At 73.4% G+C, this 21,820-nt stretch carries 22 protein-coding genes and 1 riboswitch; of the genes, 13 read left to right on the forward strand and 9 right to left on the reverse strand.

Features of this window, described 5'->3' with window-relative positions; translation table 11 throughout:
* Window position 1: 1 nt before the first annotated feature.
* From QQY24_RS17625 to otsB, 3 genes are all read left to right on the forward strand, one after another.
* Entirely contained in the window at window positions 2–1,252 is a 1,251-nt protein-coding gene (locus QQY24_RS17625) for an extracellular solute-binding protein (RefSeq protein WP_301973647.1), read from the forward strand.
* Window positions 1,253–1,287: 35 nt separating this feature from the next.
* Window positions 1,288–1,512 carry a DUF3263 domain-containing protein gene (locus QQY24_RS17630; protein ID WP_301973648.1) on the forward strand — a complete coding sequence of 75 codons (225 nt, stop codon included), beginning with the start codon at window positions 1,288–1,290 and terminating at the stop codon, window positions 1,510–1,512.
* A 62-nt stretch (window positions 1,513–1,574) separates the two neighbouring features.
* Window positions 1,575–2,420 carry a trehalose-phosphatase gene (gene otsB / locus QQY24_RS17635; RefSeq protein ID WP_301973649.1) on the forward strand — a complete coding sequence of 282 codons (846 nt, stop codon included), beginning with the start codon at window positions 1,575–1,577 and terminating at the stop codon, window positions 2,418–2,420.
* 100 nt (window positions 2,421–2,520) lie between these two features.
* Here the strand turns inward: otsB and QQY24_RS17640 are convergent, their stop codons facing one another.
* On the reverse strand, window positions 2,521–3,948 hold the full coding sequence (locus tag QQY24_RS17640) for a trehalose-6-phosphate synthase (protein ID WP_301973650.1): 1,428 nt from the start codon (window positions 3,946–3,948) through the stop codon (window positions 2,521–2,523).
* Between the two features lie 84 nt (window positions 3,949–4,032).
* Window positions 4,033–4,977, reverse strand: a complete 945-nt coding sequence (locus QQY24_RS17645) for a glucosyl-3-phosphoglycerate synthase (RefSeq protein ID WP_301973651.1) — start codon at window positions 4,975–4,977, stop codon at window positions 4,033–4,035.
* Window positions 4,978–5,143: 166 nt separating this feature from the next.
* A riboswitch (SAM riboswitch) is annotated at window positions 5,144–5,287 on the forward strand.
* A 17-nt stretch (window positions 5,288–5,304) separates the two neighbouring features.
* On the opposite strand from QQY24_RS17645, the gene thrC reads away from it, so the two are divergent.
* The 5 genes from thrC (at window position 5,305) to QQY24_RS17670 (ending at window position 10,815) form a co-directional block, all read left to right on the forward strand.
* On the forward strand, window positions 5,305–6,588 hold the full coding sequence (gene thrC, locus QQY24_RS17650; protein WP_301973652.1) for a threonine synthase: 1,284 nt from the start codon (window positions 5,305–5,307) through the stop codon (window positions 6,586–6,588).
* Window positions 6,585–6,860, forward strand: coding sequence for a MoaD/ThiS family protein (locus QQY24_RS17655; protein ID WP_301973653.1), 276 nt, complete (start codon window positions 6,585–6,587; stop codon window positions 6,858–6,860). The genes thrC and QQY24_RS17655 overlap by 4 nt, the downstream gene beginning before the upstream one ends.
* Before the next feature lie 451 nt (window positions 6,861–7,311).
* Window positions 7,312–7,515: a cold-shock protein gene (locus tag QQY24_RS17660; RefSeq protein ID WP_004986573.1), complete on the forward strand. Its 204-nt coding sequence runs from the start codon at window positions 7,312–7,314 to the stop codon at window positions 7,513–7,515.
* 345 nt (window positions 7,516–7,860) lie between these two features.
* Window positions 7,861–9,483, forward strand: coding sequence for a chaperonin GroEL (groL, locus tag QQY24_RS17665; protein WP_301973654.1), 1,623 nt, complete (start codon window positions 7,861–7,863; stop codon window positions 9,481–9,483).
* A 207-nt stretch (window positions 9,484–9,690) separates the two neighbouring features.
* Window positions 9,691–10,815, forward strand: a complete 1,125-nt coding sequence (locus QQY24_RS17670) for an NADH:flavin oxidoreductase (RefSeq protein WP_301973655.1) — start codon at window positions 9,691–9,693, stop codon at window positions 10,813–10,815.
* A gap of 84 nt (window positions 10,816–10,899) precedes the next feature.
* Here QQY24_RS17670 and QQY24_RS17675 read toward each other — a convergent pair whose 3' ends face one another.
* The 3 genes from QQY24_RS17675 to QQY24_RS17685 form a co-directional block, all read right to left on the reverse strand.
* A complete protein-coding gene (locus QQY24_RS17675) occupies window positions 10,900–11,469 on the reverse strand; it encodes a hypothetical protein (RefSeq protein WP_301973656.1) in 570 nt (189 codons plus the stop codon).
* Window positions 11,470–11,613: 144 nt separating this feature from the next.
* A complete protein-coding gene (murQ, locus tag QQY24_RS17680; protein WP_301973657.1) occupies window positions 11,614–12,543 on the reverse strand; it encodes an N-acetylmuramic acid 6-phosphate etherase in 930 nt (309 codons plus the stop codon).
* A 121-nt stretch (window positions 12,544–12,664) separates the two neighbouring features.
* A complete protein-coding gene (locus QQY24_RS17685; RefSeq protein WP_301973658.1) occupies window positions 12,665–13,570 on the reverse strand; it encodes a MurR/RpiR family transcriptional regulator in 906 nt (301 codons plus the stop codon).
* A gap of 55 nt (window positions 13,571–13,625) precedes the next feature.
* Between QQY24_RS17685 and QQY24_RS17690 the strand changes: the two genes are divergently transcribed.
* Both QQY24_RS17690 and QQY24_RS17695 read left to right on the forward strand, forming a co-directional pair.
* Window positions 13,626–14,009, forward strand: a complete 384-nt coding sequence (locus tag QQY24_RS17690) for a hypothetical protein (protein WP_301973659.1) — start codon at window positions 13,626–13,628, stop codon at window positions 14,007–14,009.
* Window positions 14,010–14,016: 7 nt separating this feature from the next.
* Window positions 14,017–14,292 carry a DUF4031 domain-containing protein gene (locus tag QQY24_RS17695; RefSeq protein ID WP_301973660.1) on the forward strand — a complete coding sequence of 92 codons (276 nt, stop codon included), beginning with the start codon at window positions 14,017–14,019 and terminating at the stop codon, window positions 14,290–14,292.
* Here QQY24_RS17695 and QQY24_RS17700 read toward each other — a convergent pair.
* Together QQY24_RS17700 and QQY24_RS17705 are read right to left on the reverse strand one after the other, a co-directional pair.
* Complete coding sequence (locus QQY24_RS17700) at window positions 14,274–15,371, reverse strand: GNAT family N-acetyltransferase (protein ID WP_301973661.1); 1,098 nt, start codon at window positions 15,369–15,371, stop codon at window positions 14,274–14,276. The two genes, QQY24_RS17695 and QQY24_RS17700, sit on opposite strands and share 19 nt — an antisense overlap.
* Before the next feature lie 27 nt (window positions 15,372–15,398).
* Window positions 15,399–16,043, reverse strand: coding sequence for a hypothetical protein (locus tag QQY24_RS17705; protein ID WP_301973662.1), 645 nt, complete (start codon window positions 16,041–16,043; stop codon window positions 15,399–15,401).
* A 49-nt stretch (window positions 16,044–16,092) separates the two neighbouring features.
* Between QQY24_RS17705 and QQY24_RS17710 the strand changes: the two genes are divergently transcribed.
* Complete coding sequence (locus QQY24_RS17710) at window positions 16,093–16,761, forward strand: maleylpyruvate isomerase family mycothiol-dependent enzyme (protein WP_301973663.1); 669 nt, start codon at window positions 16,093–16,095, stop codon at window positions 16,759–16,761.
* 67 nt (window positions 16,762–16,828) lie between these two features.
* Entirely contained in the window at window positions 16,829–17,524 is a 696-nt protein-coding gene (locus QQY24_RS17715) for a copper homeostasis protein CutC (protein WP_301973664.1), read from the forward strand.
* A 24-nt stretch (window positions 17,525–17,548) separates the two neighbouring features.
* On the opposite strand, the gene QQY24_RS17720 is transcribed toward QQY24_RS17715, so the two are convergent.
* Window positions 17,549–19,534: a UvrD-helicase domain-containing protein gene (locus QQY24_RS17720; protein ID WP_301976274.1), complete on the reverse strand. Its 1,986-nt coding sequence runs from the start codon at window positions 19,532–19,534 to the stop codon at window positions 17,549–17,551.
* Between the two features lie 329 nt (window positions 19,535–19,863).
* Here QQY24_RS17720 and QQY24_RS17725 point away from each other — a divergent pair, with 329 nt between their 5' ends.
* Complete coding sequence (locus tag QQY24_RS17725; RefSeq protein ID WP_301973665.1) at window positions 19,864–20,040, forward strand: hypothetical protein; 177 nt, start codon at window positions 19,864–19,866, stop codon at window positions 20,038–20,040.
* Between the two features lie 23 nt (window positions 20,041–20,063).
* Here QQY24_RS17725 and QQY24_RS17730 read toward each other — a convergent pair whose 3' ends face one another.
* Window positions 20,064–21,707 carry a DNA repair helicase XPB gene (locus tag QQY24_RS17730; RefSeq protein ID WP_301973666.1) on the reverse strand — a complete coding sequence of 548 codons (1,644 nt, stop codon included), beginning with the start codon at window positions 21,705–21,707 and terminating at the stop codon, window positions 20,064–20,066.
* Window positions 21,708–21,820 lie beyond the last annotated feature (113 nt).

Here is a 21,820-nt window from a genome sequence, read left to right on the forward strand (position 1 = left end):
GGTGGTGTCCGCGCTGGGCATGACGGCGGTGCTCGGGGGCTGTGGGAGCACGGCGTCCTCCGGCGTGACGCTCAAACTGGTCGCCGCCGACTACGGCGACTTACCGGCGAACAGCTCCAAGAAGTACTGGGACGCCCTGGTCGGGGCGTACGAGGCCGAGCACCCCGGCGTGCGGGTCCAGGTCAGCGTCTACCCCTGGAAGGACGTCGACCGCGAGGTCGAGGAGATGGTCGACGCCGGTCACGCCCCCGACCTGGCGCAGACGGACACCTACGCCGACTACGCGGCGGCGGGCGAGCTGTACCCGGCCTCCGACCTGCTCCCCATCCGCACCCAGGCGGACTTCGTCGAGCAGCTCGCCGAAGCCGGCCAGTGGAACCACACGCAGTACGGCATCCCGTTCGCCGCCTCCACCCGGGTCCTCTTCTACAACAAGACCCTGTTCGCCGAGGCCGGCATCACCCCGCCCACCGACTGGGCCGAGCTGGCCGCCGACGCCGCCGCGCTCAAGGCCGAGGGCGTGCCGTACCCGTACGCGCTGCCGCTCGGCCCCGAGGAGGCGCAGGCCGAGACCATGCAGTGGCTGCTGGGCGGTGGCGGCGACTACACCGACGACATCGGCTCCTACACCATCGACTCCGACCAGAACGTGCGGACCTTCACCTGGCTCAAGGACGAGCTGGTCGACAAGGGCCTGACCGGTCCGGTCGCCCCGGGCAGGCTCAACCGCGCGGACGCCTTCGCCGCCTTCGCCGACGGCAGGGTCGGCATGCTCGACGGGCACCCCGCGCTGGCGCAGCAGGCCGCGAAGAAGGGCGTGAAGTTCGGCATGGTCCCCGTGCCGGGCCGTACCGGTGGGGCCGGGGTGCCGCTGGGCGTCACCGACTGGATCACGGGCTTCCGGCAGAACGGGCACGCCGAGCAGATCGGCGACTTCCTCAACTACGTGTACGCGAAGAAGAACGTCCTCGGCTTCTGCCGCAGGTACGGGCTGCTGCCGGTCACCGCCTCCGCCTCCTTCGCCATGAGCACATCGGACACCGAACCGGACAAGAGCCTGCGGCCCTTCCTCCGCCAACTGCCCACCTCCGAGATGTACCCCGTCGGCAAGAGCACCTGGGCGGCGGTCAGCGCGGCCGTGAAGAAGGAGATCGGCGACGCCGTCGCCCCGGGCAACAGCCCGTCCGCCGTCCTGACCCGCCTCCAGGCGGCGGCCGCGGCCGCGGACAGCACCGCGGCCGCCGGGGGCTGAGCCGGTTGTCGGTGCCCGGCGTTACGGTGGTCCCCATGGAACTGGGCAGCCGCGAAGAGGCCATCCTCGCCCTGGAGCGCCGGGGCTTTCCCGGCCCCGGCGCGAAGGAACGGGCGATACGCGAGGAGCTGGGACTGGCCCCGGTCCGCTACTACCAACTCCTCAACGCCCTGCTGGACGACGCGCGGGCGCTCGCGCTGGACCCGGTGACGGTGAACCGGCTGCGCCGGGTGCGCGAGGCACGGCGGGCGGAGCGCTGAGGCGCCGGGCGCCGGTGCGCGCTCCCAGGCGTGAGCCGTCCCGCACTGGATAGTGTCGCTGTATGGACTCTCTGCCGAACCCGGAGACCAAGGCCGGTCGGGACGGACTGCGGGCACTGCTCGCCGGACCCCGCGGCGCCGTGGTCGGACTCGACTTCGACGGCACGCTCGCCCCGATCGTCGCCGACCCCGAGCAGGCCCGCGCCCACCCCGGCGCCGTCCCCGCGCTCGCCGCCCTCGCCCCGCGGGTGTCCTCGGTCGCCGTGATCACCGGTCGGCCCGCCGCGGTCGCGGTGCGCAACGGCGGCTTCGCGGGCGTGCCCGGACTGGAGCACCTGGTGGTCCTCGGCCACTACGGCGCCGAACGCTGGGACGCCGTCACCGGCACGGTCAGCGCCCCCGCCCCGCACCCCGGGGTGGCCGCCGTCCGCGCCGGGCTGCCGGACCTGCTGGAGCGCGCCGGCGCCGCGCGGGGCACGTGGATCGAGGAGAAGGGGCGGGCCGTGGCGGTCCACACCCGCCGCGCCGAGGACCCGCAGGCCGCCTTCGAGGCCCTGCGCGTCCCCCTCGCCAACCTCGCCACCCGGCACGGCCTGATCGTCGAACCGGGCCGCCTGGTCCTGGAACTGCGCCCGCCGGGCATGGACAAGGGCGTCGCCCTGCTCGACCACGTCCGCGCCACCGGCGCCGGGTGCGTCCTCTACGCCGGCGACGACCTCGGTGACCTCCCGGCCTTCGCGGCCGTGGAGAAACTCCGCTCCGACGGCATCCCGGGCCTGTTGGTCTGCAGCGGCAGCGCGGAGGCCCCGGAACTGTCCGAACGCGCCGACCTGGTGGTCGACGGCCCCGGGGGAGTCGTCCACCTGCTCTCCGCGCTGGCGGCGGCCGTCGGCACGTCCGGCGGGTGAGGAAGGGGCCCGCCGCGGTCCGCGGCGGGCCCGGGCGGCGGCGGTCAGCCGGGGAAGGCCCGGAGGACCGCCGGGGACGCCGGTCAGCCGGGCTGTTCGGTCAGCCGGGCTGTTCGGTCAGGGCGTGCAGCTGGTCCAGGAACCACTGGGCCGGGGGCAGGGAGGTGGCCGCCGCGGCCAGCCTCTTGCAGCGTTCCGCGCGCTCGGCCTCCGGCAGGGTCAGCGCCTCGTGCAGCGCCTCGGCCGTACCCGTGACGTCGTACGGGTTCACCGCGATCGCGTCCTCGCCCAGCTCCTCGTACGCCCCCGCCTCCCGCGACAGCACCAGGACGCAGCTCCCGTCGGAGAGGACCGGCACCTCCTTGGCGACCAGGTTCATGCCGTCCCGGATCGGGTTGACCAGAGCCACGTCCGCGAGCCGGTAGGCGGCCAGGGAGCGCGCGAAGTCGTCCTTGACGTGCAGCACCACCGGCGTCCAGCCGGGCGTGCCGTACGCGGAGTTGATCTCCTGCGCCACCCGCTGCACCTCGGCCGTGTAGTCGCGGTACACCGCGAGGTCCTGCCGGGAGGGGTAGGCGAACGCCACGTGCACCACCCGTTCGCGCCACTCGGGGCGGGTGTCCAGCAGCTCCCGGTAGGCCAGCAGCCCCCGCACGATGTTCTTGGACAGTTCGGTGCGGTCCACCCGGACGATCGTGCGGCGGCCCTCGCCGATCTCCTCCCGGAGCGCGGCCATCCGCTCGTCCACGTCCGGCCGGTGCGCCCGCTCCCGCAGGAAGTCCGCGTCCGCACCCAGCCCGTGCACCCCGATCCGGGTGCCCGAGGGGGTGCCCGGGCCGAGCACCGCGTGGCAGCACGCCGTGAAGGCGTCCGCCCACCGGCGGGTCAGGAACGCCGCCCGGTCCGCGCCCAGGACACCGGTCAGCAGCTCGGCCGCGATGTCGTCGGGCAGCAGCCGGAAGTAGTCCGGCGGGGCCCACGGGGTGTGCGAGAAGTGGCCGATGCGCAGGTCGGGGCGGAGCCGGCGGAGCATCCGGGGGGCGAGGGCCAGGTGGTAGTCCTGGATGAGCACCGCCGCCCCCTCGGCGGCCTCCTCGGCCAGCGCCTCGGCGAACGCCTGGTTGTAGGCCCGGTACGACGCCCACTGGCGGCGGAACTCCGCGTCGAAGACCGGCTCCAGCGGGGTCTGGTACAGCAGGTGGTGGACGAACCAGAGCACCGAGTTGGCGATGCCGTTGTAGGCGTCGGCGTGCACGGCCGCGTCGACGTCGAGCATCCGCACCCGCTGCCCGCCGGTCTCCTCGGCCGGCAGCAGGCCGCCCCCGGCGCGCCGGACGGCCGCGCGGTCGCCGTCGCCGAGCGCGGCGCACACCCAGACCGCGTCCGTGTCCGGCCCGATGGCCGACAGCCCGGAGACCAGTCCGCCGCCGCCGCGTTTGGCGTGCAGCGAGCCGTCCTCCTGGAGCTCGTACGAAACCGGGCCGCGGTTGGACGCGACCAGCACCTCAGCAGCGTGCGTGGAAGCCATAGACCTCAACCTAGCCCGGCCCGGAAACACTCAAACGTACGGTCCGCTCCGGAAGGGTGCCGTACGCCGCCGTTTCCGTCCGCCTCACGCCACCCGGCGCGCCGCGTACTCCGCGATCTCCGCCATCGGCGGCCGCTCCTCGGTGTCCACGGAGTGGGTGCGCGGTTCGAAACCGTCCTCGCCCCGCTCGAACTGGGTCAGGGCCGGGCGGATGAGGTGCCCGCGGGCCAGCCGCAGCTGGGCGGTGCGGTAGATGGCCGCCGCCATCCGGCCGAGCGCCTGCCCGTCCTGGTGCCGGTGCTTGCGCACCCCCACGTCCACCTGGGCCAGCGCGTCGAGCCCCACCAGGTGCAGCGCGTCCACCAGCATGCCCAGCTCCACGCCGTAGCCCACCGGGAACGGCAGCCGCTCCAGCAGGGAGCGGCGGGCCGCGTACTCGCCGCCCAGCGGCTGCACGAAGCCGGCCAGTTGCGGCCAGTGCATGTTCAGCAGCGGGCGGGCCATCAGTTCGGTGACCCGGCCGCCCTGGCCGGCCGCGCCGCCGAGCGGGCGGTCGTACATGCCCTTGACCAGGTCCACGTCCGGGTCGGTGAGCAGCGGGCCGACGATCCCGGAGACGAAGTCGGAGGAGAACTCCTTCAGGTCGGCGTCGATGAAGCAGACGATGTCCCCGCCGGTGACCAGCAGCGAGCGCCAGAGCACCTCGCCCTTGCCGGGGAGGGCGGGTATGCGGGGCAGGACGGCGTCGCGGTGGACGACCCGCGCCCCGGCGGCGGCGGCGACCTCGAAGGTGCGGTCGGTGGACCCGGAGTCGACGACGACGAGCTCGTCGACCAGCGGGACCTGCCGCATGAGGTCGTGGCGGATGACGGCGACGATGTCGCCGACCGTCCCCTCCTCGTTGAGCGCGGGCAGGACGACGGAGACGGACTGCCCGGTGCGCTGCTTGGCGGCCAGGATCCGGTGCAGCGGGCGGTCGGCCACGGACCAGGAGCGGGTGGCCAGCCAGCGCTCGACTTCTTGCAGCACGGTCTGCGGCTCCTCACTGTCATGATCACGTGGCCCCCCGCGGGGGCCGTGTGATCCATCTCGCGGTTCGGACGACTATCTCAACTCTCCTGGCCTTCGGTTACAGTCTTGGACAACGCCGGTGACCATCGCATGTCGGGGGGCACGGGCGTTCACAACCACATACAGCTCATCCAGAGGGGCAGAGGGACACGGCCCGGTGAAGCCCCGGCAACCCTCCGGTCGGTACTCGTCTTCTGAAGCGAGGCTCCCGGCTCGGGAAGGTGCCAATTCCGTCTCGCGGCGAGGTGCGTCGCGAGGAAGATGAGGAGAAAGGGCCTCGCCTCCATGGCTGTGCAGACCGTTGCAAGCACCAGCACCACCACCGTCGACCTCGGCCCCGCCGCCGCCCTGAGCTGCCGCGAGTGCGGCCACCGGGTGCCGCTCGGCCCGGTGTTCGCCTGCGAGGAGTGTTTCGGCCCGCTGGAGATCGCCTACGACTTCTCCGCCTACGACGCCGAAGGGCTGCGCGCGCGCATCGAGGCGGGCCCCGCGAACATCTGGCGGTACGCGCCGCTGCTGCCGGTCCCGGCCGACGTGGCCGACAGGCCGAACATCAACCCCGGCTGGACCAAGCTCGTCAAGGCCGACAACCTCGCCCGCGAGCTGGGCGTGACCGGCGGGCTGTACGTGAAGGACGACTCCGGCAACCCGACGCACTCCTTCAAGGACCGGGTCGTCGCCCAGGCCCTGGAGGCCGCGCGCGCCTTCGGCTTCACCACCCTGTCCTGCTCCTCGACCGGCAACCTGGCCGGCGCGGTCGGTGCCGCCGCCGCCCGGGCCGGCCTGCGTTCCTGCGTGTTCATCCCGCACGACCTGGAGCAGGGCAAGGTCGTCATGGCCGCCGTCTACGGCGGCGAGCTGGTCGGCATCGAGGGCAACTACGACGACGTGAACCGCTTCTGCTCCGAGCTGATCGGCGACCCGGCCGGCGAGGGCTGGGGCTTCGTCAACGTCAACCTGCGGCCGTACTACGCGGAGGGGTCCAAGACCCTGGCGTACGAGATCTGCGAGCAGCTCGGCTGGCGGCTGCCGGACCAGATCGTCGTCCCGATCGCCTCCGGCTCCCAGCTCACGAAGATCGACAAGGGTCTGCGGGAGCTGGTCGGGCTGGGACTGGTCGAGGACCGGCCGTACAGGATCTTCGGGGCGCAGGCCGAGGGCTGCTCGCCGGTGTCGGCGGCCTTCAAGGCCGGGCACGACGTGGTCCGCCCGCAGAAGCCGGACACCATCGCCAAGTCCCTCGCCATCGGCAACCCGGCCGACGGGCCGTACGTGCTGGACATCGCGCGCCGCACGGGCGGCGCGGTGGAGGACGTGACGGACGGGCAGATCGTCGACGCGATCAAGCTGCTCGCCCGCACCGAGGGCATCTTCGCCGAGACGGCCGGCGGCGTGACCGTGGGCGTGACCCGCAAGCTGATCGAGGACGGCGTGCTGGACCCGTCGCTCACCACGGTCGTCCTCAACACCGGTGACGGCCTCAAGACCCTCGACGCGGTGGCCGGCACCGGCCTCACCGCCACCATCCGCCCGAACCTGGACTCCTTCCGAGAGGCTGGCCTCGCATGAGCGTGACCGTTCGCATCCCCACCATCCTGCGCACCTACACCGGTGGCCGGGCCGAGGTCACCGCCGACGGCGCGACCCTGGCGGAGGTCATCGAGGACCTGGAGAAGAACCACACCGGCATCGCCGCCCGGGTGCTGGACGACCAGGGCAAGCTGCGCCGTTTCGTCAACGTCTACGTCAACGACGACGACGTGCGCTTCGAGCAGGGCCTGCGGACCGCCACCCCCGACGGCGCCGGCGTCTCCATCATTCCGGCCGTCGCCGGCGGCTGACCGGCTGACCGAATGACCGATCATTACCTTCGGTAACTCCGATTACCGGCCGTTCTGCCGACCGCCCCCTCCGGGAGAGAAACGGAGGGGGCAATTTTATGGGATTGAAGACGGTAGAATCGGGGAACGCGGTCTCGGACCGTCTGCCGGGAGCCTCGGAAACATGCCGCGCGCCCCGATGGGGAGTGGTCAATATGTGTGGGTTTTACGCGGCCTTTGTGGCTTTTCTGTAGCCCGACTTGCCCTGAATTCACCGGAATTTGCGCCACATTCCGGACCGGACTCTTCAAGAATTCTCGTCCGACTGACCTGTTGCGGAGGGCAGTTGGACAGATACATTCAGCCGCGGTCGACGCGTTCCGGCGCACGCCCCCGAACCTTGGGGGGCGAGGTCTGACCCGGGTTCGCGAAGTGCGGATCTGTGCAAGGGCCAGTAATAGGGGAGTTGGGCATGGCTCAGGGCACCGTCAAGTGGTTCAACGCGGAGAAGGGCTACGGCTTCATCGCGGTCGACGGTGGTGCGGACGTCTTCGTCCATTACAGCGCCATTCAGATGGACGGCTACCGCACCCTGGAAGAGGGCCAGCGGGTCGAGTTCGAGATCTCGCAGGGTCAGAAGGGCCCGCAGGCCGACATGGTTCGCGTCACCGCCTGAACGTTCTGCACGGTCCGAAGGGCCCGCACCCCGCACCGGGGCGCGGGCCCTTCGGACTGCCCCGGCGGGGCCGGTCCGCGGCGGGGACCGGCCGCCGGCGCGCGCGTCCACGCGCCGCCGGGCGCCGCCTCCATCGGGTCCGCCGCGCGGGCACACCTTGCACTCGGGCATGCCGAGTGCTAATCATTGCGTTAGCACTCTGAAGGTGAGAGTGACAGCGAAGGACCGGGTCGGTGAGGCCCGCAGGCCGGGTGGGGCAAGGAACCACGAGGCCGGCGAGCCGTCCGTCGCGGGCGCGGGCGCGGTCCGAAGGAATCACCCCCAGTCCTGGAGGGACCACTTCACATGGCCAAGATCATCGCGTTCGACGAGGAGGCGCGGCGCGGCCTCGAGCGCGGCATGAACCAGCTCGCGGACGCCGTGAAGGTGACGCTCGGCCCCAAGGGCCGCAACGTCGTCCTCGAGAAGAAGTGGGGCGCCCCCACGATCACCAACGATGGTGTCTCCATCGCCAAGGAGATCGAACTCGAGGACCCGTACGAGAAGATCGGCGCCGAGCTGGTCAAGGAAGTCGCCAAGAAGACGGACGACGTCGCCGGCGACGGTACGACCACCGCGACCGTGCTCGCCCAGGCCCTGGTCAAGGAGGGCCTGCGCAACGTCGCCGCCGGTGCCAACCCGATGGCTCTGAAGCGCGGTATCGAGAAGGCCGTCGAGGCCGTCTCCGCCGCCCTGCTGGAGCAGGCGAAGGACGTCGAGACCAAGGAGCAGATCGCCTCCACCGCGTCCATCTCCGCCGCCGACACCCAGATCGGCGAGCTGATCGCCGAGGCCATGGACAAGGTCGGCAAGGAAGGCGTCATCACCGTCGAGGAGTCCAACACCTTCGGTCTGGAGCTGGAGCTCACCGAGGGCATGCGCTTCGACAAGGGCTACATCTCCGCCTACTTCGCGACCGACATGGAGCGCATGGAGGCGGTGCTGGAGGACCCGTACATCCTCATCGCCAACTCCAAGATCTCCTCGGTCAAGGACCTGCTCCCGCTGCTGGAGAAGGTCATGCAGTCGGGCAAGCCGCTGCTGATCATCGCCGAGGACGTCGAGGGCGAGGCCCTGTCGACCCTGGTCGTCAACAAGATCCGCGGCACCTTCAAGTCCGTCGCCGTCAAGGCCCCGGGCTTCGGCGACCGCCGCAAGGCCATGCTCGGCGACATCGCCATCCTCACGGGCGGCGAGGTCATCTCCGAGGAGGTCGGCCTCAAGCTGGAGAACGCGACCCTGGACCTCCTGGGCCGCGCCCGCAAGGTCGTCATCACCAAGGACGAGACCACCATCGTCGACGGTGCCGGCTCCTCCGAGCAGGTCAACGGCCGCGTCAACCAGATCCGCGCCGAGATCGAGAACAGCGACTCCGACTACGACCGCGAGAAGCTGCAGGAGCGCCTGGCCAAGCTCGCCGGCGGTGTCGCGGTCATCAAGGCCGGTGCCGCCACCGAGGTGGAGCTCAAGGAGCGCAAGCACCGCATCGAGGACGCCGTCCGCAACGCCAAGGCGGCCGTCGAGGAGGGCATCGTCGCCGGTGGTGGCGTGGCCCTGCTGCAGGCCTCCCAGGTCTTCGAGAAGCTGGAGCTCGAGGGTGACGAGGCGACCGGCGCCAACGCCGTGCGCATCGCGCTGGAGGCCCCGCTGAAGCAGATCGCCGTCAACGCCGGCCTCGAGGGCGGTGTCGTGGTGGAGAAGGTGCGCAACCTGACCCCGGGCCACGGCCTGAACGCCGCGACCGGCGACTACGTCGACCTGGTCGCCGAGGGCATCATCGACCCGGCGAAGGTGACCCGTTCCGCGCTGCAGAACGCCGCCTCCATCGCCGCGCTGTTCCTCACCACCGAGGCCGTCATCGCCGACAAGCCGGAGAAGGCCGCCGCGCCGGCCGGCGGCGGCATGCCGGGCGGTGACATGGACTTCTGATCCGCACGGATCGGCCTGTCCCTGCCGAGGGCGGCACCCCCTGTTCCTGACGGGGGGTGCCGCCCTCGGGCGTGTCCGGGATCACAGGGTGGCGCGCCGAGGGCGCGGAATGTGCCGCACGGGGCGTGCGGTTCACTTGAGGAAGTGCACCAATGCGTGTGCACATACCCACTGGTCAACTCGATTCCACTCACGAGGAGCCCCCACGTGACCACCACCCAGCCCGCCGCCTCCCGCGCGGCCCGGATCCTCTCCCGTCCGATCACGTTGGGCGGTCTCACCGTCCCGAACCGGATCGTGATGGCGCCGATGACCCGCATGTTCTCCCCCGGCGGCGTCCCCGGCGAGGACGTGGTGTCGTACTACGCCCGCCGTGCCGGTGCCGGGGTCGGACTGATCGTCACCGAGGGCACGTACGTGGGCCACGAGTCGGCGGGCCAGAGTGACCGGGTGCCGCGCTTCCACGGTGAGGAGCAGCTGGCCGGCTGGGCGAAGGTCGCCGGGGCGGTGCACGCGGCGGGCGGCACGATCGTGCCCCAGCTGTGGCACGTCGGCATGGTCCGCAAGCAGGGCCAGGCGCCCTTCCCGGACGCCCCCGCCGTCGGCCCCTCCGGGCTGCGCATCGACGGCACCGAGGACGGCCGGGCGATGACCCGGGCCGACCTGGACGCCGTCATCGGCGCCTTCGCCGAGGCCGCCGCCGACGCCGAGCGCATCGGCTTCGACGGCGTGGAGATCCACGGCGCCCACGGCTACCTCCTCGACCAGTTCCTGTGGGCCGGCACCAACCGCCGCACCGACGCCTACGGCGGCGACGCGGTGGCCCGGACGAAGTTCTCGGCGGAGGTCGTGGCCGCCGTCCGGGAGGCGGTGTCGCCCGACTTCCCGGTGATCTTCCGCTACTCGCAGTGGAAGCAGGAGGCCTACGACGCACGCCTCGCCGAGACGCCCGAGGAGCTGGAGGCGATCCTGACCCCGCTGGCCGCCGCCGGTGTCGACGTCTTCCACGCCTCCACGCGCCGCTACTGGCTCCCCGAGTTCGACGGCTCCGACCTCAACCTCGCGGGCTGGACGAAGAAGCTCACCGGCAAGCAGGTCATCAGCGTCGGCTCGGTCGGCCTGGACGGCGACTTCATCAACGCCTTCCAGGGCGAGGGCTCCCCGGTCAAGGGCATCGACAACCTCCTGGACCGCCTGGAGGCCGACGAGTTCGACATGGTCGCCGTCGGCCGCGCCCTGCTGCAGGACCCCGAGTGGGCGGCGAAGGTCCTCGCCGACCGCTTCGACGAGCTGAAGCCGTACGACGCGGCGGCCCTGAAGACGCTCGTCTGACACGGCGTCCGGCCCCGGCCCCGGCCGGGGACCTTTCGGGGACCTTCCGGGGCCGTGTTCCGGCCGGGGCCCCGGCCCGCCGGCCTACGGGTTGCCCATGGGCTCGATGTCGACGCGGACCGGCGTCCCCCAGATCCGCAGCACCTCGTAGTCGGTGAACTCGTGCACCAGCCGGTAGGCCATCGCCGGCCGGGACCCGCGCCGTGCCGCCGCGAGGTAGGCCTCGGCCTCGCGGCGGTCCCGTCTCGGGGTGCCGCACAACTGCCACTCCCGGCCGTTCCACGCCTCCGGCAGCCAGCGCTGCTGGGGCTGGGGCCGGTCGCCGCGGACGCCGTACCGGGAGGGCGCGGTGGCGGGGGCCCCCGTTCCCTGCGGGCGGCCCTGGAACTCCGCCCGCCGGGCGGCCCGCCGTCGGGTCTCGCACAGCAGGCACAGGTCCGGGGCGCTGTCGTCGACGGGCCCGTACGGGTGCTCCGGGCAGCGGGTGCTGGGCGCACCGGCGGCGACGCCCTCCTCCAGCAGGTCGAGCGCCCGCTTCAGGTCGGCCCTGACCTCGTGCAGCCGGGCATCGGGCGTGTCGGCGCCCAGGGCATCCCCGTGCTCCCCAAGGAGCCGCAGGGCCCGCCCGAGCGCGGTGAGCTGGGCATGGTTCATGTCGGTCGGCGCATTCCTTCGGCTCGTCCGGGTCCGCGTGCACGTCGCCGCCCGGCGGGGCGGCAGTCCGACGGTACCCCGGACCCCGCTGTTCCCGGCCACCCCCGCCCCGGCGGCGACCGGCGCGGCCGCCGCGCGTGCGGGTCAGGCGTCCGCGACCGCCAGCGCCTCGCGCAGGTGGCCGCCGGACGCCTCCAGGAGGCGGGCGGCGGTGGGGCCGTCGACGTCGGCCAGGATGGCCAGGATCGCGTGCTTCACCTCGCCGCCCGACGCGGTCAGGGCCCGCTCGATCTCCTCGTCGCCCGCCCCGGTCGCCAGGGAGACGATCCGGCGCGAGCGGGCGCGGAGCTTGTCGTTGGAGGCGCGGACGTCGACCATCAGGTTCCCGTACGTCTTGCCGAGCCGGATCATCGTGATCGTCGACAGCATGTTCAGCACCAGCTTCTGCGCCGTGCCCGCCTTCAGGCGGGTGGAGCCGGTGAGCAGTTCGGGGCCGGTGACCACCTCGATGCCGTGCTCGGCGGCGGCGGCGAGCGGGCTGTGCGCGTTGCAGGCGAGCCCGACGGTCAGCGCGCCGAGGGCGCGGGCGTGCTCGACGGCGCCGACGGCGTAGGGGGTGCGGCCGGAGGCGGAGACGCCGACGACGCTGTCGTCCGCCGTGAGCTTCAGCGCGTCGAGGTCCGCGCGGGCCAGCTCGGGGGAGTCCTCGGCCCCCTCCACGGAGGTGACCATCGCCTCGGCGCCGCCCGCGATCAGGCCGACGACCTGGCCGGGGCCGGTGTTGAAGGTGGGCGGGCACTCGGAGGCGTCCAGCACGCCGAGCCGGCCGGCGGTGCCCGCGCCGGCGTACACCAGCCGCCCGCCGCCGGCCATGCGCGCGGCGACGGCGTCGACGGCGGCGGCGATCTGCGGCAGCCGCGCGGCGACGGCGGCGGGCACGCCGGTGTCCTCGCCGTTCATCAGGCGGGCGATGTCGAGGGTGGGCAACCGGTCGATCTCGGCGAGTTCGGGCCGGAAGGCCTCGGTGGTCAGGGAGGCGAGTTCGGCTTGCAGGCCGGGGGTGTGGGAGGTCATCGACAACGGCTCCAGCGGCTCTTTCCGGTAAGGGTCCTGCGGTGCCCCGGGGGGCGGTGGGCTGGCTCGGGACGTGCGGCTGCGCCGGACCCGCGGAACCCGCCGCGGCCGCTCCCGCGCCCTATCGGGACGCGCTGCGGTGCCGGTGCGCCAAGGCCTCGTACGACGCGGCCAGCGCGGGCGCCGCACTCTCGTACGTCCGCTGCGCCACTCCTACGAACAGGCAGTCCACCACGAGGAGTTGACCGGTGCGCGACGACATCGCGGCGGGCCGCAACTCGCTCTCCCGGGAGGTGGACGTGGTCAGCACGTGGTCGGCGTACTGGGTGACCGGTGAGTCCGGCCGCCCGGTGATGGCCACCGTCGTCGCGCCGCGCTCGAACGCGACCCGCAGCGGCTCGATGACGTCCCCCGTCGACCCGGAGTGCGTGACGGCGACGGCCACGTCGCCCGACCGCAGTTGCACCGCGTTGGTCACCGCGAGGTGCGGATCGCTGTGCGCGTGGGCTATGAGCCCTATCCGCAGCAGCTTCTGCGTGAGGTCCCGGGCGACCAGCCCGGACGCCCCGATGCCGTACACGTCGGTGCGGCGGGCACCCGCGAGCGCGGCGACGGCCGCGCCGAGCTGGACGGTGTCGAGTCCGGCGGCGGTGTCGGCGAGGGTCTGCTGCTCCTCGTAGGCGAGTTTGGCCACGACGTCGGCGATGGGGTCGTCCACGGCGATGTCCGTGGTGATGGCGGGCGCGCGGCCCGACTGCTGCTGGGCGGCGAGACCGGCCAGGGCCAGGCGCAGGTCCCGGTAACCGGGATAGCCGAGCAGGCGGGCGGTGCGGACGACCGTCGCCTCGCTGGTGCCGGTCAGTTCGGCGAGGCCGGTGACCGTGAGGGCGGCGCAGCCGGCGGGGTCGCCCGCGACGGCCTCCGCCACGCGCTGCATGGACCGGGTCATGGAAGGGGCGAGGGTGCGCACCTTCGCGGCGAGTGAGCCACCGGGACTGCCGAAACTTTCCTTCACATCCTGGGTCACCCGTGAAAGATATTTTCGGTTCGGTGTCCCGGTCAAGAGTGCGCACAATAGGGGCATGGACCCCATCACCCACCTCGAACAGGTGCTGCACACGGCCCGCGCCCGGGTGCTCGCCGACCTGGTCGCGGGCGAGGTCGCGCAGGCGGACGTCGTCTCACTGGTCGAGGACTCCGTCGCCCAGCGGCGCTGGTGGGTCGAGCAGTGGCCCGACGGCGCCCACCTCGTGGCCGGCCTGGTCGCCCAGGACGTGCAGGACGCGCTGCTGGAGCGGCACGGCCGCTGGCCGCTGTGCCCGGTGTGCGGCTCGGGCGACCCGCACGCGCTGGACGTGGAGCCGGAGCTGGGACCCGATCCGCACTGGGTGTGCCACAAGGCGGGCGTGAAGGTCGCCGCGGTGGGCTCGCTGGGGCGGACCACGGGCGGGGCGGCGTCCTCGTGAGGCTCCCGTGACGGTGTACGTCGACCCGCCCGCCTGGCCCGGGCACGGGCGCATGTGGTCGCACCTGGTCAGCGACGTGTCGTACGACGAACTGCACCGCTTCGCCGAGGACTTGGGTGTGCCCCGGCGGGCCTTCGAGCGTGACCACTACGACCTGCCGTCACACCGGTACGCGGACGCGGTGGCCGCCGGGGCGGTGGAGGTCGGCAGCCGCGAGGTGGTGCGGCTGCTGCGCGCCTCGGGGCTGCGCCGGCCGAAGCGGCGTCAGGGCCGGCGGACGTAGAGGCGCAGGTCGCCGGCGTCCTCCTCGCGCGCCGCGCGCTCCTCCTCCACGGTGGCCCGGACGAACCCGGCCCGGGACACCACGCGCTGCGAGGCGACGTTGTCCGCCTCGATGGTCGCGATCACCGTGCCGACGTCCTCCCGGGCCAGCGCCCACTCGGTCAGCGCGCGCACGGCCTCGGTGGCGTAGCCCCGGCCGCGGGCGCCCTCCACGAGGTCGTAGCCGATCTCCACGCGGCGCTCCTCGTCCGGGGCGCCGTGGAAGCCGATGCCGCCGACGGCGCGGCCGTCCTCGTGCCGGACCAGGGCGAAGATTCCGAACTCGGGCCGGTGGACGCCCGTTTCGTAGGCCTCGACCAGGAGGCCGGCGGCCTCCCGGGTGCCGTCGTAGGGGCCGCCGCCGAGCCATTCGAAGCCGCCGTCGCCGCCCAGGCGCAGGTCGTGGGCGGCGGCGGGGCGGATGCCGGTCAGGGTGAGTCGTCCGGCGGGCAGGACGAGGTTGTTGCACCAGCGCCACCCGGTGACCGGGGCGCGTCCGGGCAGGTCGCCGCGGCCGGTCGCCCACAGCAGGGTCGGCCAGGGCGCGGGGCCGGGCCGGACGTGCGGGAAGAGCAGGGTCAGGACGGACTCGGCGAGGTCCTCGGGGGGTTCGTGCGCGATGCCGAGGCCCTGGGCGATGTCATGGGTGTGCAGCAGCACCTCGGCGATGCCCATCGCGGCGAAGCCCTCGCGGTCGGCGCTGCGGAACGGGTAGGGGTGGAAGGCGCGGACCCCGGGCGGTGCGGTGCGCACGGCCGCGGCGAGCAGGGCGCCGGTCGTCTCGATCACGTGCACCAGGCCCGCGTTGTCGGTGCCCTCGTCCAGGGTGATCCCGAACGGCACGTACGCGTCCTGGGCGCGCCCGGCGAGCTGGCCGGCGTAGGCGATGAGGTCGTCGGCGACGTGGAACGCCGTTCGGCGGCAGTCCCACTCCAGCCGGCCGGCCCCGACGCCTCGCCAGTCCCGGTCCAGCACCGTCCGCAGCACCGCCGCGCAGTGCTCCACGGCCCGCTGCACCTGGTCCCCGCTCATCGTTCGCATGCGCCGCACAGTACGGGGGAGCGCCGCTCAGGGCGACAGCGTTTCCAGCTCGGCGGCGATGTTGCGGCGGGCCGCGGCCTCCCAGTGATCCCGCCCGTACGGGGTGCGGAACAGCCTGGGTGGCGCGAGGAGTTGGCGCAGGACCGCGGAGCGCCCCGCGCGGAAGGCGTCGTCCGGCACGAAGTGGTACTCCTCGCGGACCCCGGCGGTGTAGGCGGCGTACGCGGACGGGGGCGCGGCGAGGACCGCCAGGTCGGCGTCGCACAGCACCTGGCCGTCGGGGTCGTCGTCGGCGGGATCGTGGCCGACGGTGAGCCGGACCAGGCGGGCCACCTCGGCGGTCCTCCCCCGCGGCACCCCGGCCTCCGGCAGCGCCCGCTCGGCCAGCCGCGCGGACCGCTCCTCGTTCTCGGACCGCTCGGGCAGGTAGACGGCGTCGTGGAACCAGGCGGCCAGCCGCACGGCGTCCGCGTCGGCCGCGTACGGCTCCAGCAGGTCGACGCGGTCCAGGACCGCGGTGAGGTGGGCCGGCGTGTGGTACCGGCGCTGCGGCTCCTGCCAGCGGACGAGCAGGTCGTCGGCGTACGGCGCGGGGTCGGGGCCGCCGCCGGGGGCGCGGGCCCCCTCCAGGGCGCGGGCGAAGCGGAGGCGCAGGGCGTCGAGATCGGCCATGTGCCCATTCTCCGCGACGCCCGCGGGTCCGCGGGCCTAGCGTGGCCCCATGACTGACGTACAGGAAGTGCGGGACCCCGAAGCCTCCGGGCGGTTGCTGGCCGTGGAACGGGAGTCGCTGGTGCCGCTGTTGCGGGCGCGGCCGGACGCGGACTTCGCGCTGCCCGTCCCCGCGTGCCCGGGGTGGTCGGTGCGGGACGTGCTGGCGCACTGTTCGGCCGCGCTGACGCGGGTGGTGCAGGGCCGCTTCGAACAGGGCGTGTTCTCGCCCGAGTCGAACGCCCGGGACATCGCCGAGCGCGCGGACTGGCCGAACGCGCGGATCGTGGACGAGCTGGAGCGCGGGATGACCGCGGCCGGTCCGGTGATCGCCGGGGCGGACGGGGCGCTGGACCGGATCGGGTTCGGCGAGTGGGTGCACGCCGGGGACGTGCGGGAGGCGTGGGGGGAGCCGGGGGCCTACGCGGGGCCGGGGCTGGCGGACGCGCTGGCCCTGCTGGCGCGGATCACCCGGGAGCGGGGGCACGTGCCGCTGCACGCCGACCTCGACGACGTGGACGAGCCGCTGCGGCTGGGCGCCGTGGCCGCGGCGGGGCCGCCCGCCCGGTACATCGGCTCCGCCGCCACGCTCGTCCGGCTGTACGCCGGCCGGCCGGTGCACGGGGCCGCGTTCGAGCTGGCCGGGGTGGAGCCGGGGGAGCTGAACCTCTACGGGTGAGTGGCGTCCGCGTACCGGCATGGTCTTCAATTGGACTAGACCTGTAGTCGCCGACGAATGGGGTGCCATGAGCAAGCGTGCAGTCCTGGAGGTGATCGCCCTGGACGTCCGGGACGCGGTCGCCGCCCAGGCCGGAGGCGCGGACCGCCTGGAACTGGTCACGGAGATGGCGGCCGACGGGCTCACCCCGACGGCCGCCACCGTCGCCGGGATCCGGGCCGCCGTCGACATCGACCTGCGCGTGATGCTGCGGCTGGCGGACGGGTTCGCGGCGGGCGACGTGGACCGCCTGGTCCGGGTGGCGGACGCGTTGCGGGACGCGGGCGCCGACCAGTTCGTGCTCGGGTTCCTCGACGCCGGGGGCGGGGCGGACCTGGCCGCCGTGGAGCGGGTGGTGGCCTCGCTGGGGGGCTGCCGCTGGACCTTCCACCGGGCCATCGACCGGGCCGCCGACCGCGACGCCCTGCGCAAGCAGCTCGCCGACCTGCCCGGCCTGGACACCTACCTCACGGCCGGCTCCGCCGCCGGCGTGGACGAGGGCCTGCCCACGCTGGGCGCGGAGGCGCGCAGGCGGGGCGAGCCCGGCTACGAGCAGACCATCCTCGTCGGCGGCGGCCTGCGCCTGGACCACGTGCCCGCCCTCGTGCGGGCCGGCCTCGACGCCTTCCACATCGGCGGCGCGGCCCGCCCCGAGGGCTGGGACGGACCGGTGTCGGCCGAGGCGGTCGCACGCTGGCGGACCACGCTGGACGCCGCCGCGTAGCCCGGCCCGCGGCGGCGCGGCACCCTACGCGCCGGGTCGCGCCTCCCCGGCGAGCTGCGGGGGCAGCGGTGCCGCGTGCGTGACGACCAGGCCCGACACCGCCCGGGTCAGGGTCACGTACAGCCGCCGCAGCCCGGTCCGCTCGTCCGGTTCGCCGTCCACCACCGCCCGCGGCTCGTCCAGGACGACGTGGTCGTACTCCAGGCCCTTGGCCAAGGACGCCGGGACGAGGGTCAGGCGGGTCTCGCGGGTGGTCTCCTCACCGGGGGCCAGGAAGGCGATGCCGGCCGCGGTCAGGGCCTCGGCGAGCGCCGGGACGCGGGCGTCCGCGGCGATCAGGCCGGTCGAGCCCTCGTGGCGCAGCGACTCCTCGCACGCGGCGACCACGTCGGCCGGCCCGGTGACCGCGCGGACCTCGAAGAAGCCGGGGTTCTCCCGGACGGAGGCGACCGGGGCGAGGCCGGGCGCGATGTGGGGCAGGAGGCGGGAGGCGTACGCGATGACGTCGGTGGGGACGCGGAAGCCCGCCGTCAGCTCCTCGACCACCCCCTCGCGCTTGCCGAGGTGGGCCAGCGCCTCCCGCCAGCTCCGGGTCGCCCAGGGCGTGGTGCCCTGCGCGAGGTCGCCGAGGACGGTCGCGCTGCCGGTGGTGCAGCGGCGGCCCACGGCCCGGTACTGCATCGGCGAGAGGTCCTGCGCCTCGTCCAGGACGACGTGCCCGAGCGAGTGCGTGCGCCGGATCAGGTCGGCCGCCTCGTCGACCAGCACCGCGTCCGCCGCCGACCACGTGGCCGACTTCACGCTGCGCACCGGCCGGGCCCACAGGATCGTCTTCTGCTCGTCCTCGTCCAGCAGCCCCTCGGCGTGCTCGGCGAGGAACGCGGCGTCGGTCAGCAGCCGCAGCACCAGCTTCGCCGGATCGACGGCCGGCCAGAGGGCCTTCACGGCCGCCTTCACCGCGCCGTTGCGGGCGACGGCGTCCTGCACCCGGTCGTCCGGCGCCTCCCCGGCCCGCTCCATCTGCACCAGCACCGCGTGCGCGATCCGCTGCGGCAGGGCCTCGCGGGCGGCACCGTAGCGGATGTCGCGGTCCAGCAACTCGCGGACGATCTCCTCCAGTTCGTACGCCGCGACGCGCCAGCGGCGGGAGCCGCGCACCACGACGACGGGCTCGGTGGGCATGGTCACGTGGGAGTACAGGGCGCGCCTGACGACCTCGGCCATGCGGGCGTCGCCCTTGACGACCGCGGCGGCGGCGTCGTCCGTGCCGCGCACCTCCACGTGGTCGGCCAGGTCGTCCACGGTGGCCTGCTGCACGCTCAGTTCGCCCAGTGCCGGGAGGACCTGCTCGATGTAGTGCAGGAAGGACCGGTTGGGGCCGATGACGAGGGTGCCGGTGCGGGCGAGCCGTTCCCGGTGGGCGTAGAGCAGGTAGGCGACGCGGTGCAGGCCGACGGCGGTCTTTCCGGTACCGGGGCCTCCCTGCACGCACACGGTGCCGCCCAGCCCGCTGCGGACGATCTCGTCCTGCTCGGGCTGGATCGTGGCGACGATGTCCCGCATCGGGCCGACGCGCGGCCGTTCGATCTCCTGCTGGAGCAGCCTGCTGGTGGTGGCCTCCTCGGCCGGGTCCGACAGGTGCTCGTCCTCGTACGCGGTCAGGTCGCCGCCGGTGTAGCCGAAGCGGCGGCGCAGCCCGACGTCCATCGGGTCCTTCTTCGACGCGCGGTAGAACGGCTGGGAGACCGGGGCGCGCCAGTCGATGACCATGGGGTCGCCGCCGGCGTCGTGGACGTGCCGCCGCCCGATGTAGAAGCGCTCGCCCCCGGCGCCCTCGGCCCGCGCGGCGCCGGGCGCGTGCAGGTAGTCGAGCCGGCCGAAGAACAGGGGGGTGTCGCTGAGGTCGGCCAGCGCCTTGACGCGCTCGTCGATCTGGCGGGCGAGCACCGCGGCGTTGACCCAGTTCGCGGTGACGTCGCGGATGTCCAGTGCCTCCACGTCCTCGCGCATGGCGCGCAGGGCGGCGCGGGACGCGGCCAGGTGGGACCGCTCCCGGGCGAGGGGGTCGTCGAGCGGGTCGCGGGCGGGCGTGGACAAGGGGGTGCCTCCGGTGGACCTGGTGCGTGGCTGTGACGGCGTGCCGTCCGGTTTCCGGCCGGACGGCGGCACTCCGCGGGAGGGAGGCGGGCAAGAGCGGGAATTTTAGGGGAGGCGGGGGCCGGGATGCCAGTCGATATCCGCCGCCCCGGGGCGCGGACCGCCCGGGGTCCCCTACGGAGGCTTGGGGTCCGGGCCCGCGGACCGCTGCCGGCTTATGCCCGGCGTTCCACCATGGAGGCATGAGCGCAGCAACCATCCATCCGGCCCGGCACCCGGCCGGCGCCACCGCCGTGGCGGGCTCCCGCCGCCACCGTCTGGGCGACGCCCTGCGCGCCGTCAAGGTGTTCGCGGAGGCCGCGTTCGGCGTCGTCGTCCTCGGCGAGTACGGCGAGGAGACGGGCGCGCACCGCAGATGACGGCCCGGCCGCCCCCGGCCCGGTCAGCCCCCGGCGAGCATCTCGTCCGCGTCCACGATCCGGTAGGCGTACCCCTGCTCGGCCAGGAAGCGCTGGCGGTGGGCGGCGAAGTCCTGGTCGATGGTGTCGCGGGCGACGACGGAGTAGAAGTGCGCCTGGTGGCCGTCTGCCTTCGGACGCAGCACGCGGCCGAGGCGCTGGGCCTCCTCCTGCCGCGACCCGAACGTGCCCGACACCTGGATGGCGACGGTCGCCTCCGGCAGGTCGATGGAGAAGTTGGCGACCTTGGAGACCACGAGCACGCTGATCTCGCCCTGCCGGAACGCCTCGAACAGCTTCTCCCGCTGGGCGTTGGACGTCTCCCCCTTGATCACCGGGGCGTCCAGGTGCTCCCCCAGCTCGTCGAGCTGGTCGATGTACTGGCCGATGACGAGGATCTGCTGCCCGGCGAAGCGGCGCACGATCGCCTCCGTGACCTTCCGCTTGGTGGCGGTGGTGGCGCAGAAGCGGTACTTCTCCTCGGTCTCGGCGGTGGCGTAGGCGAGGCGCTCGGACTCGGTGAGGTTGACGCGGACCTCGACGCAGTCGGCGGGCGCGATGTAGCCCTGCGCCTCGATCTCCTTCCAGGGCGCGTCGAACCGCTTGGGCCCGATGAGGGAGAACACGTCCGACTCGCGGCCGTCCTCGCGCACCAGGGTGGCGGTGAGCCCGAGCCGCCGCCGCGCCTGCAGGTCGGCGGTGAACTTGAAGACGGGCGCGGGCAGCAGGTGCACCTCGTCGTAGACGATGAGCCCCCAGTCCCGGGAGTCGAACAGTTCCAGGTGCGGGTAGACGCCCTTCCGCCGGGTGGTCAGCACCTGGTAGGTGGCGATGGTGACCGGGCGGATCTCCTTCTTGGTGCCGCTGTACTCGCCGACCTCCTCCTCGGTCAGCGAGGTCCGCTTCACCAGCTCGTGCTTCCACTGCCGGGCGGAGACCGTGTTGGTCACGAGGATGAGCGTGGTCGACTTGGCCTGCGCCATGGACCCGGCGCCGACCAGCGTCTTGCCCGCGCCGCAGGGCAGGACGACCACACCGCTGCCGCCGTGCCAGAAGTTCTCCACGGCCTGCTGCTGGTACGGGCGCAGCGCCCAGCCGTCCTCCAGCAGTTCGATCGGGTGCGCCTCGCCGTCCACGTAGCCGGCGAGGTCCTCGGCGGGCCAGCCCAGCTTCAGCAGCGTCTGCTTGATCTGCCCGCGTTCGGAGGGGTGCACGGCGACGGTGTCCGGGTCGATCCGTGCGCCGACCAGCGGGGCGATCCGCTTGGACTTCAGCACCTCCTCCAGCACGGGCCGGTCGGTGGTGGTGAGGACCAGTCCGTGTGCGGGGTGCTTGCTGAGGGTCAGGCGCCCGTAGCGGTCCATCGTCTCGGCGATGTCCACGAGCAGCGCGTGCGGCACCGGATAGCGGCTGTACTCCACGAGGGCGTCCACGACCTGTTCGGCGTCGTGCCCGGCCGCCCGCGCGTTCCACAGGCCGAGCGGGGTGACCCGGTAGGTGTGGATGTGCTCGGGGGCCCGCTCCAGCTCGGCGAAGGGCGCGATGGCCCGGCGGCAGTCGTCGGCCCGCTCGTGGTCGACTTCCAGGAGGAGCGTCTTGTCGGACTGGACGATCAGCGGACCATTCACCTGCGTAATCCCTTCCGCGCGGCCTGACGGCGCGGCTCGACGGCGCGGCTCGACGTCGCGGCCAAATGTCCAGTGTGCCCTACCGCCGCCCGTCGCGGTCCCGGCGGCCGCGG

Origin of the sequence: Streptomyces sp. TG1A-8 (assembly GCF_030499535.1) — a bacterium.
Lineage (GTDB): Bacteria > Actinomycetota > Actinomycetes > Streptomycetales > Streptomycetaceae > Streptomyces.

Coding starts and splice junctions, on each gene's coding strand:
- QQY24_RS17705 (WP_301973662.1), bottom strand. CDS start 16,043: ATGGCCGATCTCGACGCCCTGCGCCTCCGCTTCGCCCGCGCCCTGGAG.
- QQY24_RS17655 (WP_301973653.1), top strand. CDS start 6,585: ATGAGCGTGACCGTTCGCATCCCCACCATCCTGCGCACCTACACCGGT.
- QQY24_RS17725 (WP_301973665.1), top strand. CDS start 19,864: ATGAGCGCAGCAACCATCCATCCGGCCCGGCACCCGGCCGGCGCCACC.
- QQY24_RS17640 (WP_301973650.1), bottom strand. CDS start 3,948: ATGGCTTCCACGCACGCTGCTGAGGTGCTGGTCGCGTCCAACCGCGGC.
- QQY24_RS17690 (WP_301973659.1), top strand. CDS start 13,626: ATGGACCCCATCACCCACCTCGAACAGGTGCTGCACACGGCCCGCGCC.
- QQY24_RS17630 (WP_301973648.1), top strand. CDS start 1,288: ATGGAACTGGGCAGCCGCGAAGAGGCCATCCTCGCCCTGGAGCGCCGG.
- QQY24_RS17660 (WP_004986573.1), top strand. CDS start 7,312: ATGGCTCAGGGCACCGTCAAGTGGTTCAACGCGGAGAAGGGCTACGGC.
- QQY24_RS17715 (WP_301973664.1), top strand. CDS start 16,829: ATGAGCAAGCGTGCAGTCCTGGAGGTGATCGCCCTGGACGTCCGGGAC.
- otsB (WP_301973649.1), top strand. CDS start 1,575: ATGGACTCTCTGCCGAACCCGGAGACCAAGGCCGGTCGGGACGGACTG.
- groL (WP_301973654.1), top strand. CDS start 7,861: ATGGCCAAGATCATCGCGTTCGACGAGGAGGCGCGGCGCGGCCTCGAG.
- thrC (WP_301973652.1), top strand. CDS start 5,305: ATGGCTGTGCAGACCGTTGCAAGCACCAGCACCACCACCGTCGACCTC.
- QQY24_RS17710 (WP_301973663.1), top strand. CDS start 16,093: ATGACTGACGTACAGGAAGTGCGGGACCCCGAAGCCTCCGGGCGGTTG.
- QQY24_RS17720 (WP_301976274.1), bottom strand. CDS start 19,534: ATGCGCGAGGACGTGGAGGCACTGGACATCCGCGACGTCACCGCGAAC.
- QQY24_RS17675 (WP_301973656.1), bottom strand. CDS start 11,469: ATGAACCATGCCCAGCTCACCGCGCTCGGGCGGGCCCTGCGGCTCCTT.
- murQ (WP_301973657.1), bottom strand. CDS start 12,543: ATGACCTCCCACACCCCCGGCCTGCAAGCCGAACTCGCCTCCCTGACC.
- QQY24_RS17700 (WP_301973661.1), bottom strand. CDS start 15,371: ATGCGAACGATGAGCGGGGACCAGGTGCAGCGGGCCGTGGAGCACTGC.